At 54.3% G+C, this 234-nt stretch carries 1 rRNA gene; it reads left to right on the top strand.

From position 1 onward, the window contains the following. A 16S ribosomal RNA gene (locus tag ACTHSL_RS14270) occupies positions 1-234 on the top strand; the annotation flags it as partial.

The raw sequence follows: 234 nt of genomic DNA, 5'->3' as shown, positions 1-234 counted from the left end.
AGACAGCCTACGGGTGGCAGCAGTGGGGAATTTTGGACAATGGGCGCAAGCCTGATCCAGCAATGCCGCGTGCAGGAAGAAGGCCTTCGGGTTGTAAACTGCTTTTGTACGGAACGAAACGGTCCTGGTTAATACCCGGGGCTAATGACGGTACCGTAAGAATAAGCACCGGCTAACTACGTGCCAGCAGCCGCGGTAATACGTAGGGTGCAAGCGTTAATCGGAATTACTGGG

Source organism: Neisseria sp. P0008.S010, from assembly GCF_051962715.1.
Taxonomy (GTDB): domain Bacteria; phylum Pseudomonadota; class Gammaproteobacteria; order Burkholderiales; family Neisseriaceae; genus Neisseria; species Neisseria elongata.
The sequence above is the reverse complement of the archived record's forward strand: the minus strand, read 5'-3'. Positions and strand labels throughout refer to the sequence as shown.